Raw genomic sequence first — 11,593 nt, 5'->3', positions numbered from 1 at the left:
CCAAATTGTGGATCTACTTCAATTAGCAAATGTACATGATCTGGCATTCTCTCCATTTCTATGATTTCGACACTAAGTTTAGTGCATGTTTCTATAATCAACTCCTTTAACCTAACTTCAACTCCATATTTCAATACGGAACGTCGATATTTCGGACAAAACACCACGTGATATTTGCATAAATAAACCACATTATTGTTAGATTTATACTTCATTCGCTTATTATATATCACTAATTTTATAATGCAAGTATATGTATAATTTTTTTTAATGCCGCCTTATATCCCCATAACTGAAGTTAGGGACTTTACGGCGTTTTTGGTAAAGAAAATGGTATTAGTTATATTAAAAAAAGGAGGCAAGGCGGCATCAGTATTGATAAATACAAATATAGATAGCATGATAGAAGGGAAAAACGAGGATGAATTATATGAGATGTTGAAGTTTGCGTGTGTAGGTGGATGCATGGAGGCTATAAAGAAGTTAGTAGGAAATGTAAAAAATATAAACGGGACAGAGAATGAAGAATATACACCGCTTGGAGTAGCATATAAGGTTAAAAATAAAGAAGTGATGAAATATCTTATTATTGAAAAAGGAGCAAACTTTGCAGGGACATCTGACAAGATAAATTATAGTGAATTTTATGCTTTATATGAAGAGATAAAGTTAGAGGAAGAGAAGAACCATGATAATGTGAAAGAAGAACAGAATAAATCTAACAAGGTATTATCGAATACAAAAAATGTTTCTAGAAAGCAGTTGCCAAAGAAGAAGAGTAAAATGTTATCGAAAGATATTGAGAGAATAAGACCAGGAAGAAGAAAGAATAGGACATATGGCAAGAATACGGGATATACGTTAGGTGAAGTTGTTAATACGAGTATAAGCAATTCGTTATTAAAGGAATGCAAGAATAATGAAAGTGATAGCAAAATATTAAGCTTATTAGAGACAGGCTGTGATGTCAATATAACAGATGAAGATGGAAAGACACCATTGATAATGGCGTGTGAGAAGAAGAATGCAACAATAATAAAAGAGTTAATAAGAAGAGGTGCGAATGAAAATATAAGGGATAACGTTGGAATGACAGCAGGAGAGATAGTTGCGAAGAGTGGAGATAATCTTCTTATGAGCATATATTTTGATGCACTAGATAAGAGAAAATGCGTCTATACTAGAAACATTTGATGAGATGGATTAGGCCTCTTGCATGGGAAACTGTGCAGGGGCTTTTTTTGGCAAATAAATATTGACAAAACACGTGTAACAATGTATACTTTTGTAGCATAGGGAGTAAAAGAAGTGTTCCTATAAAAATAGGAAAGTTACCAAATTGCAAGGTGTATTAAAAAATGAAGTTTTCAAGGGTAGTGTAATTTAGTTAGGTATATAGTTGGGAGGAATTAAAAATGAAAATTACCAATAAGCGACTGTGGAATCATGTATGTAAAGGTGACCTAGAGGGGATAAAGTCATTAATAGAACTAGGAACCAATAAAAAGGATAGAGATGATATTAGAGGTACGGTATTGCTGTATGCTGTCAAAGACAGTAGATTTAATATAGTGAATTACTTAATAGAACAAGAAGTTAATGTTGATGCAAAAAAGGATGCGTATGGAGTAACAGCATTGATGTATGCTGCGAAAAACGGTGAGCCTAGTATAGTAGAATGCCTGATAGAAGGAGGAGCTGATATTAATGTGAAGGATAATTTTGGAGCGACAGCGTTGATGTACGCTATAAAAAATGGCAAGTTTAGAATGGTAAAGTACTTAATAGAACAAGGAGCCAATAAAGAGGAAGAAGATACTAATGGAATGACAGCATTGCTATGCGCTGCAAAATATAATGAATCTAGTATAATAAAATATTTAGTAGAACAAGGAGCTAATATTAATGCGAAGGATAATACAGGTGATACAGCATTGATGTATGCCGCAAAGAACCGAGAAATTGATATAGTGAAGTACTTAGTAGAACAAGGGATCGATATTGAGATGAAGAATAATGCGGGAGATACAGCGTTGCTGCATGCTGTAAAATACAGTAAATTTAATATAGTGAATTACTTAGTGAAATGCGGTGCCGATAAAGATGTGAGAAATAATATGGGTGATACAGCATTGATGTATGCCGCAAAGAACCGAAAAACTAGTATAGTGAAGTACTTAGTAAAAGAAGGAGCCAATATTAATGTGAAAGATAATTTTGATGCGACAGTATTGATGTATGCTGCGAAATATGGTAAGTTTGCCGTGGGATGTGGGAAATTAGGTGTAGTAAAGTATTTAGTAGAACAAGGAGTACATATTAATACAACGAATAGTATTGGAGCGACAGCATTGACGTACGCTGTTACATATGGCCACTTAGAGGTAGTAAAGTACTTGGTGGAACAAGGAGCTAATATTAATGCGAGGGATAACTTTGATGCGATAGCATTGATGTATGCCGCAGGATGTGGACACTTAGAAGTAGTAAAGTATTTAGTAGGACAAGGAGTAAATATTGATGCTAGGGATATTGTTGGAATGACAGCATTAATGTACGCCGTGGAAAGTGAGCATTCGCATCCAGGAGTAGAAAAGTACTTAGCAGAAAAAAAAGTCAGTAAAGAGGCAAAGAATGAGGTGGTAAAGTACTTGGTAGAACAAAAAGCCGATATTAATGCGAAGGATATTGTTGGAAAGACAGTATTAATGTATGCTACAAAATATGGTGATTATAGTACAATAAATTACTTAGTAGAACATGGAGCTGATATTAATGCGAAGAATAATAGTGGAATGACAGCATTGATGTACGCCGTGGAATATGGCCACTTAGAGGTGGTAAAGTATTTAGTAGAACAAGGAGTAAATATTGATGCTAAGGATATTGTTGGAATGACAGCATTAATGTACGCCGTGGAATGTAAAAAATTAGAGATAGAGAAGTATTTAATAGAAAGAAGAGTCGATAAAGAGATGGAATTAATATATTCTGCAAAATATGATGATATAAAAAAACACTTGAATGAAACAACCGTGGGATCCCAGGATTTGAAAAAATCAGCTAAAAAAAGAAAGACAGCTGTACCACAAGAAGAGTTACCTAGTGCATGCAAAAAAAATGAATTCCTCACTGATATTGTTATAATAGAGTAGAGTAAAGTATATAGTATCATTTTATTTTTGTTGTTCATAAAAATAACTTAATATTCAAATTAAATGCAACATTTTTTAGATTGGGGGTGTTGCATTTACTTTAAATATTATCAAAAAAAATATTGACACGTTGTGTTTGCTCGTGATATCATAAATTACACTGTAAAATTTAGAAGGGTTTGATTTAAATGAAATTTGAAAGAGTTTTATATTCGAGTATAGGATTAGTGCGTTTTGTAATAGGAGGTTTGAAAAATTATGCCAAACTGATTACATATACTGCAACAATGATATATTCTTCTGCATTAATTCTTAAATTAGCTTCTATAGTAGTGCCTATGGCAGTTATACAAGCATCTGTTATTGGTAGTACAGGAATTATTATTGCGGGGATAGCAGTTGGCTATTATGTGTCCGAGAAAGTACTATGGAATCGCGTAGTAAGAAGGGGTTTTGAAGGAATAGATAGAGGAATTGCCCAATTACGTGATAGATTATGCAAAAATTTAATTTTTTGTGAATTAATGGAGGATTATGGAACAGATATTAATGACATAATGAAAGTTTTAAATTATGGCCCTAATGTTAATATGAAGATGGGTGAAAGTACGCCTTTGATTATTGCAATTAAAAGAGAAATGATTCCTGTTATAGAAAAATTGATAGAATTAGGAGCGGATATTAACGCATCAGATATTGAAGGGAATAGACCTTTGACGATAGCAGTTGAAAAGAAGGGAATGATTTCTGTTATAGAAAAATTGATAGAATTAGGAGCGAATATTAATATATTAGATCGTAGTAGAAGAGAAAGATTGATAGAATTAGGAGTGGATATTAATGCATTAGATCATAGTGGAAGAGAAAGGGAAATTATCAATACACCACAAAATAATAGAATTCAATGTGTAGATACTAAAAATAGGCATAAGGTAATAAATGTCGCCAAAGTAAAGTAATATTATAATAGGTGCTGAGGAGTATACATAGAGCCTACTTTGAGGAATCCTAATATTGTGGTTGGAGATTTTGCATATATTACGGATTCAGAATTTGAAATTCGTGTTACCCATCATTAGGAGTGGCTTTGGGATAAATTAATTATAGTTAAGTTTTGTCATATTGCAGTTGGGGTAGAATTTACTATAAATGGCGCAAATCATCAAATGAATGAGGTATCGACTTTTTCGTTTTATACATTGGAAGGATGGAATATGAATCCACTAAAGGGAGATATTATTATTGGGAATGATGTATGGCTTGGTCAAAAAGTACTATACTTTCTGGAGTTTATATTGGAGATGGCGCTATTATTGGAGCAAATAGTGTTGTTGGAAGTAATGTAAAAGCATGTACCATAGCTGTTTGGAATCCAGCAAGGATAGTAAGAAAAAGATTTGACGATGAATTTATATTATTACTGCTCAAATTAAAATGGTGGAATAAAAGCATAGAAGAAATTAATAATATTATTCCATTTATTATACAAGATGAGTATAAGTTATTTTATTATAAGAGGATTGGAAGAATATAAAAGTGAAAAAGGATATTTGACAGATACGTGTTCAAATTATTTTACAAAAAAAATAAGGTTTTAGAAAAATTAATAAAGAGAAACAAAGAAAAATACTAAAAGACCAGGAATTACTTCTTGGTCTAAATTTTTTTTTGATTTTTATCAAATATTTAGCTAGAATACTCTTGCTTCTAAAAGTGAGGGATGAATCACAAAAAAATATATTATTGACAATTTTGGAATAATATATCAGAATAATGGCAGTCGAAAAATAGGAGCTTGAAGTAATGAAGTTAAATAAGAATGCACATTCTGTGTTTTGTCGTATTATCATGTTGTATTTGTTGTGAAGTATAGGAGAGGAGTATTTGACAAAAACATTTCGGAAAGAGAGAAAGAAATATTTGAATATATTTCCCCTAAATACAATATAGAGCTTAAAGAATGGAATCATGATAAAGATCATGTACATATACTGTTTAGAGCACACCTCAAAACGGAAATAAGTAAGTTCATAAATGCCTACAAAAGTGCAAGTTGTGGAATGTATCATAATAGAGATGCAAATGACATAAGGAAAGAGGGCATGATAATAGAAAATGCTTTAACGTAGTAAGTAAAGAACCGCAGGGCATGCAGGGTTAGCTCGTTTTTGCTTAAGTTCGTTGGAACTATCGAGCGAGAACCGACTGTTTGCACGTTATTGCAAAAGGAAGCCCCCACCTCTACGCCGAGAATTTTAAGGCAAAAATTTGAGGTGTAGGAGGGGGAGGATGTCACTAGGAGGTAATTATGGAAATCATTAATAATTCATATATTAGTAGTAATATTAACATTGAAAATGAAAATGTTAATAAGGTATACATTATTATCTTAAAAGGGTATCTCAAACAAAGGGATGGACATCCTGTTTACTTGTGACTATAATAAAATATATAAAAGAGAAAAAAAGACTTGATGAAAGAAGTAAATTTTTGATAATTAGGAGGTTGGTATTTATGAAGAAAAAATTTTTTAAAATTTTATGCTTAGTGGGAGTGTTGGCTTGTATAATACCATTAGCAAAAGTTAATTTAGAAAAAAATGTAACTGAACGTAAAATAACAGCAGAAATAGCATATGAAGGAGTAAATAATTATTGCCACAGTGCTTATGATTGGGATGTTGTCAAAGATAATCCTTCAATTATGTATGTAAAAATGGGAGAGGATACAGAATCTGAGTATCAGGTGATATTCCGTAGTTATACCGGTTCATTTGTATATTTTTATGTCAATAAATTAAATGGAATTGTAAGAATAATAGATAAAGTTCCTACTCTTGGTGTAGAAAGTGAAGAAGGAACATTCAATTTATATGATTATCTAAAAAATGATAACTAAGTAGGGGCATATTTAGCTTACAGTGGTGGGTACATAAGTTAACTAGGGCTATTAGGTAGTTCCCATGGTACAGGTGACATAATGTGACATCATTCCCTATCTACACCTCAAATTTTTGTCATAAAATTCTCGGCGTAGAGGTAGGGGCTTTTTTTGCACTACTCATGGAAACTGTCGGTTCCCCTTAGATAGCACTAATGTGCTAAGACAGTACGAGCTAACCTCGTGTGCTCTGCGGTTTCACGATTTGTTAGGTATATCCGTACCTTGAATATTTTACGTACAGAAGGAACTTGGTTTTCGTGTAATTTCTCAGTACAACCCTATATATTCAGTTATCGATGTACTCCTCAAGGGTGATATTTTATTATGTTTGAGAAAAAGTCAAGGCAAAATATGTCAATTAATCACATCACCTATAGAGGTGAGTGTATTCTTGTCAAGTATTCAGATAAAAAGGAGGTTTTCTGCTAAGAAAATAACAGAAATATTCTATTGACATTTCTGATAAAATCATGATATTATGTAAAAAAAGTAATCTGTACGTAACGTTATTTATAATCGCTATAGTTATTTTTGTAATAAAAAGGGAGTTGTAAGGAATGAGAACTGATATTTGGGAAGAAAATTTTTTGGGTAGTAGATTAAGGCTAACTGAAAATGCAAGAAAGGCAAAAGGTAGTAATATATCTGAAATCATTAATAATTTAGAGTACAATTATAAAGAATTACTTGAAGGATTAAATATTTATATAGATTTAATAAAAAAAATAGAAGCTAATAATAACAAGGGAAATAAGATATGTTTTTATGATGGGAACAGAGAAACGGAAGCGAAAGTAATAAAATATAATATAGTGAGACTTTATAAAGGTTTAGAAGAAAACAAAAATGACATTGCAGTGGATGATGATCCTGATAGTAGAAGACGTCAATATAAAAGTATATTAAGTGGGCTTAGAGTTATAGCGGAGATATTATATGAAAAAGATATAGATTTAGAAAGTTTAGCAGGAAATTTATCTACAATAGCAAATTTAGAAAAAGTATGCACAGCAGGGAAAGCAAGAGGGGTACGAGAATTAATTATAACTTATCAGGAAGATGTACAAAAAAGATTAGGAACAGAAACAAATAGCGAACTAAATAAAATAAAGCAAAGATTAAATGGTATATGTGAAAGATCTATAAAAAAGGTTGTAGATAAAATTAGAGATGCTGAAGATCCACATGAACAATTGGTTTTTTATGATTATCTAAGCGAGTATGGTTATTTTGATTTACCAAAGGTAGTAGATTTTAATGATGAATTAAACAGAAAGGATACTTTGTTTTATAGACAAAAAGTAGACAAGATAAGAGAACGTTTAAGAAATAATAGTTTAGAAGATATGATAATTGAAGATATATTAAAAACATATGAAAATGTTTTAAATGGAAAACAAAAAGAAAGTTTAGAAGCAAAATACGAGTTGGTAGATTATTGGGTAGATTTGTATCGTGGAAAAGAAGAAAAAAAGGAGCTAGATGATTGGGCAAAGGCTATTATAGAAGAATATAAAAAAGATATTACAAAAAAAGATGAAATTTTACAAGTTATTAAAAGTGAAAAAAAATATGACGGGATAATAGAAATTATAGAAAGAGATATAAGAGAGTGTAATTCTAAATTTTTGTCAGAATATGTTGAGATATATAAGAATACTGGAAGGTTAATCGTTGAAGACATAGTGGGGGATAGAGAATATTTAACAAGACAATATTTTTCTGTATATGAGAGTGAAATAAAAGAAAAAGTGGAAAATATATTGAATGATTGTGATAAAAATGAATATGTAAGAGTAAATGACATAAAAGAATTGGTAATTTCAATCATAAGGTCTAAGATAAAAGAGCTAAAGTTAAAGTATAATGCGGCTTTTTTGGAAAAATATGTTTATAATGATGAATATGACGTAAAAAAAATAGTAATAGAAGAAATATTGAAAGATACTGGATATTTAAAGGAAACGTATTATGATAGAGAAGAAAATAAAATAGCGTATGAAAAAACGCTAATACAATCGATAGGAAGAGCACTGAATTATTGTGAAAGAGAGACAGATAAAGAGGACTTGTTGTCGCGAGTAAAAGACATTATAAAAGAAGATAAATATTTATTTGCTAATTTATTAGTGAAAGCAGCAGAAAGAGATAATATAGATTCAATGAAGTTCCTTATGAAAATTGATATGGAAATACCTACAAGTAAAAAAGATTTATTGTTACGTAAATTGGTAGAAATGGGAGATAAAGCCACAGAAAATATAAAATATCTAGTTGAGCGAGGTGCAGAAGTAAAATGGCCCATATTAACTGAAGCTGTAGTTGGGGGAAATGAAAATGTTCTAAAATACTTATTTGAACATTCAAGTTCAGGAAGGAGTTCATTGGAACTTTGGTTGTTGTTTAACTTGGCAGCATCGAGGAAAAATGAAAATATTGTGGAATATTTAGTTAAGCAAGGTGCAAATGTAGATAAGGGTATATTAGGTTTTACTCCGTTAATAAGTGCTATAGTGAACGGAAATGAGAATATAGTAAGATGTCTAGTTAAGCAAGGTGCAGATGTAAATAGGAATAGTATATTTTTCACTTCGCCATTGTATACGGCAGTATGTTCTGAGGATAAGTATATTGTAGAATACTTAATCGAGCAAGGTGCAGATATGAATAAGAGGACTATGTTTGGAAGGACAATGTTGGAACTTGCGATATGAGAGGATAAAGAAAATATAGTGCAAATATTAGTTAAGCAAGGTGCAGATGTGAATAAGAGGACTATATTTGGAAGGACAATGTTGGAACTTGCGATAAGAGAGAATAAAGAAAAAATAGTACAAATATTAGTTGAGCAAGGTGCAGATATGAATAAGAGGACTATATTTGGAAGGACAATGTTGGAACTTGCGATAAGAGAGAATAAAGAAAAAATAGTACAAATATTAGTTGAGCAAGGTGCAGATGTGAATAAGAGGACTATATTTGGAAAGACAATGTTGGAACTTGCGAAAAAGATGAATAATCCAAGAATAGTAAAAATATTAGAAAAGTCTATTGAAATAAGTATAGACAAAGATCAAGAGGATGTAATTGATGTTTCAATAATAGAGCAAAAAGATGGACAAGATAAAGACAAAAAAATAAGCAAAGAGGCATTAGAAGGTGGAGAGGCTATAAATGAAGATATAAAAATAGAATGTGTCAATGTAAAGGGGAAGGGTAATAGTAGAGAATTCTAACTTATTCTCATAAATATAATAAAACATCACCATTGAGGAGTACGTCGATAACTGAATATGTAGGGTTGTACAGAGAAATTATGCGAAAACCAAGTTTCTTCTGTACGTAAAATATTCAAGGTACGGATATACTTAACAAATCGTAAAACCGTGGGGCACACGAGGTTAGCTCGTACTGTCTTAGCACATTAGTGCTACAGAGCATGAACCAATTGCTTATTCAAAAAGAAAGTCCCCACCTCCATGCTGAGAATTTTAAGGCAAAAATTTGAGGTGTAGGTAAGGGAGGATGTCACAAGAAATTTTCTAAATGAAGTGTTATAATATTAAGGTCACTGAAAAAAGTATTTTTTGTATTTGTAAAAAAACGCATGGTAACTAAGCAAAAACAAATTAACTTTTCCAGTGACTTATTTTTTTAGAGACAATGCAATTGATTAACTATATTTTTGTAACAACTAATTTTTTTGCCATAATTTTCATAGATATATCATCTGCATTTTCAATTTCGGCTAGTAACATATCATCATCTGTTTTTTTCAAGTTTATTTCGGGTATAACACTATTTACATTATATTTACCTAAAACAATATATTCTACACCGTCAAATTTCAATTTTATTGTCTTTATACCATCTTCTGACTTTACCGTAATTTCAAGACACTTATAAGTCATAAAAATTTTTTGTACAGTATAATTTTTTAGCCCTCCATCTAATAATTCGTATCCGTGTACTAAATTTTTCATAAAAATCAACTCCTTTAAATAATGCGGATATAAGGTTTTTCTTATGTCTTGTAATGTACTAAAACAACATAACTTACGTTTTATATTTTTGTAACAGTCAGTTTTCCTGATACGATATAAACGTAAACTCCACGAGAGGTCCCAATTTTAGTTTGTATTGTATTATTATCTAATTTTTCTATTTTTATATCAAATATAATGCTAACAACGTTAACTCGTACCCCAGACTTACTACCAAATATACCACCACCGTCACCATTTAAAAAAAATTCTTCTACATTTTCAAATTGTAATTTTAGTGTTTCTATTCCATGAGGTTCTTTTGCTACAAATTCGGCATGACTACCATCAACTAAAAAATACTCCATAAGATAGTCATGTAATCCAGATTCTTGTAATAAATCAAAATTTTTTACTAACTTTTTCAATTAAATCAACTCCTTTTTTTATGGCATTGGTATAATATTTCTAATAGGGAAAACTATCCTACTGCCTTCTGAAATTACAAAATATACTATAGTTCCTGCAGGTCCTAAAGTGGCTGTTATTTTAGCTGTATTTGATAATGTTGAAAAATCTATTTTTTTTTGGTTTTTTCCACTTTTTTGGCCTCTGGTACTATTTGGATTTTTTTTCTTTTGTTTCGGTGGTAATTCTTTTGCTCCTGGTAGAGGAACATCATCTCCTCGTGTTGGATTATTATCGCCAACACTCCAATCCCAGTCATGAGTATGAGGGAACTTATGGTTTGATCCACCATGTTTATAATCTATATCTTGTAGTGCTCTTCCATCTGGACCATAGCTTCTTATTTGTATTAGTTCTCCATCGTCACCATAATATTTTAATTCAGAATTGGGCTTCCATATTATTGGAAGCTTATCTTTTTTTACATGTCTTTTCTGTGTAACCTGTAAATTTGGCTTGTTTATTACTTTTCTTGCATACGATACCTGTCCAGTTACATTGCAAAATACACATAGTAAAAAAACAAATAACAGTATCTTAGCTATCTTTTTAAACATAATTTCACAACACTCCTAACTAAATTACAAATACTCTCAATTTTACTTTTAAAGATATTTCTATCTAAGTATACTAAATTTTAACATATAATACTCATTTTAACAATAGTTTTTTGTAATTTTATTATATTTTTTGTATTTAATTTTTTCTTTTTGCGTTTAACTATTCAACCTAGAATTTAGCAAAAATAAAGAAAATAGCTGATTTGGCTTTGACTGCTCCCCACGATTAAACTCAGGGGATTTACACTCGCTTGTCACTTGGTGACTGAACAGTCCATTTCTGGTAGTTCGTACGGTGTGGTATGGGTGCGCCATCACCCATCATAGGGCAGAACATATAGTTTTCCCTATGCAGTATGTCTGTTACCAACATACTCAGTTGATCTACATATATTCATTGCTCTAAGCAAATCCCTATGTGTACGAAACCCACATTCACACACATAGCTTCTATCATTTGCGTGATGTACACTTCCACAAATTG

The 11,593-nt window shown here is 31.3% G+C and carries 11 protein-coding genes and 2 pseudogenes; 8 read left to right on the top strand and 5 right to left on the bottom strand.

Annotated elements, in window-relative coordinates; translation table 11 throughout:
• Window positions 1-215 (bottom strand): IS200/IS605 family transposase (gene tnpA / locus J6Y29_02905; protein MBP5426827.1); only part of this gene is annotated, 215 nt, incomplete at its 3' end.
• A 103-nt stretch (window positions 216-318) separates the two neighbouring features.
• Here tnpA (J6Y29_02905) and J6Y29_02900 point away from each other — a divergent pair.
• The 8 genes and pseudogenes from J6Y29_02900 to J6Y29_02865 all read left to right on the top strand — a co-directional run bounded on the left by J6Y29_02900 (window position 319) and on the right by J6Y29_02865 (window position 9,334).
• Window positions 319-1,194, top strand: a complete 876-nt coding sequence (locus J6Y29_02900) for an ankyrin repeat domain-containing protein (GenBank protein ID MBP5426826.1) — start codon at window positions 319-321, stop codon at window positions 1,192-1,194.
• A 221-nt stretch (window positions 1,195-1,415) separates the two neighbouring features.
• Complete coding sequence (locus J6Y29_02895; protein MBP5426825.1) at window positions 1,416-3,155, top strand: ankyrin repeat domain-containing protein; 1,740 nt, start codon at window positions 1,416-1,418, stop codon at window positions 3,153-3,155.
• 188 nt (window positions 3,156-3,343) lie between these two features.
• Window positions 3,344-4,114 carry an ankyrin repeat domain-containing protein gene (locus J6Y29_02890; GenBank protein ID MBP5426824.1) on the top strand — a complete coding sequence of 257 codons (771 nt, stop codon included), beginning with the start codon at window positions 3,344-3,346 and terminating at the stop codon, window positions 4,112-4,114.
• Between the two features lie 27 nt (window positions 4,115-4,141).
• Window positions 4,142-4,689 (top strand): annotated as a pseudogene (locus tag J6Y29_02885) (CatB-related O-acetyltransferase).
• A 269-nt stretch (window positions 4,690-4,958) separates the two neighbouring features.
• Window positions 4,959-5,209, top strand: a pseudogene (tnpA, locus tag J6Y29_02880) (IS200/IS605 family transposase).
• A gap of 460 nt (window positions 5,210-5,669) precedes the next feature.
• Window positions 5,670-6,053, top strand: a complete 384-nt coding sequence (locus J6Y29_02875) for a hypothetical protein (protein MBP5426823.1) — start codon at window positions 5,670-5,672, stop codon at window positions 6,051-6,053.
• Between the two features lie 602 nt (window positions 6,054-6,655).
• Window positions 6,656-8,812 carry an ankyrin repeat domain-containing protein gene (locus tag J6Y29_02870; GenBank protein ID MBP5426822.1) on the top strand — a complete coding sequence of 719 codons (2,157 nt, stop codon included), beginning with the start codon at window positions 6,656-6,658 and terminating at the stop codon, window positions 8,810-8,812.
• A gap of 18 nt (window positions 8,813-8,830) precedes the next feature.
• On the top strand, window positions 8,831-9,334 hold the full coding sequence (locus tag J6Y29_02865; protein ID MBP5426821.1) for an ankyrin repeat domain-containing protein: 504 nt from the start codon (window positions 8,831-8,833) through the stop codon (window positions 9,332-9,334).
• 441 nt (window positions 9,335-9,775) lie between these two features.
• Here the strand turns inward: J6Y29_02865 and J6Y29_02860 are convergent, their stop codons facing one another.
• The 4 genes from J6Y29_02860 to J6Y29_02845 form a co-directional block, all read right to left on the bottom strand.
• Window positions 9,776-10,081, bottom strand: coding sequence for a hypothetical protein (locus J6Y29_02860; GenBank protein MBP5426820.1), 306 nt, complete (start codon window positions 10,079-10,081; stop codon window positions 9,776-9,778).
• A gap of 80 nt (window positions 10,082-10,161) precedes the next feature.
• Window positions 10,162-10,509 (bottom strand): hypothetical protein, encoded by a 348-nt coding sequence (locus J6Y29_02855; GenBank protein MBP5426819.1) that lies wholly within the window; start codon window positions 10,507-10,509, stop codon window positions 10,162-10,164.
• Between the two features lie 18 nt (window positions 10,510-10,527).
• A complete protein-coding gene (locus tag J6Y29_02850) occupies window positions 10,528-11,106 on the bottom strand; it encodes a hypothetical protein (GenBank protein ID MBP5426818.1) in 579 nt (192 codons plus the stop codon).
• A 350-nt stretch (window positions 11,107-11,456) separates the two neighbouring features.
• Entirely contained in the window at window positions 11,457-11,591 is a 135-nt protein-coding gene (locus J6Y29_02845) for a transposase (protein MBP5426817.1), read from the bottom strand.
• Window positions 11,592-11,593 lie beyond the last annotated feature (2 nt).

This window comes from Clostridiales bacterium (genome assembly GCA_017961515.1).
Classification (GTDB): Bacteria; Bacillota; Clostridia; order Acetivibrionales; family RGIG10202; genus RGIG10202.
Note: the sequence above shows the minus strand (reverse complement) of the source record. Positions and strands in the feature narration are given on the sequence as shown.

Bases quoted from the DNA above. Each gene is read 5' to 3' on its own strand.
- J6Y29_02860 (MBP5426820.1), bottom strand. From the start codon at position 10,081: ATGAAAAATTTAGTACACGGATACGAATTATTAGATGGAGGGCTAAAA.
- J6Y29_02890 (MBP5426824.1), top strand. From the start codon at position 3,344: ATGAAATTTGAAAGAGTTTTATATTCGAGTATAGGATTAGTGCGTTTT.
- J6Y29_02870 (MBP5426822.1), top strand. From the start codon at position 6,656: ATGAGAACTGATATTTGGGAAGAAAATTTTTTGGGTAGTAGATTAAGG.
- J6Y29_02850 (MBP5426818.1), bottom strand. From the start codon at position 11,106: ATGTTTAAAAAGATAGCTAAGATACTGTTATTTGTTTTTTTACTATGT.
- J6Y29_02875 (MBP5426823.1), top strand. From the start codon at position 5,670: ATGAAGAAAAAATTTTTTAAAATTTTATGCTTAGTGGGAGTGTTGGCT.
- J6Y29_02895 (MBP5426825.1), top strand. From the start codon at position 1,416: ATGAAAATTACCAATAAGCGACTGTGGAATCATGTATGTAAAGGTGAC.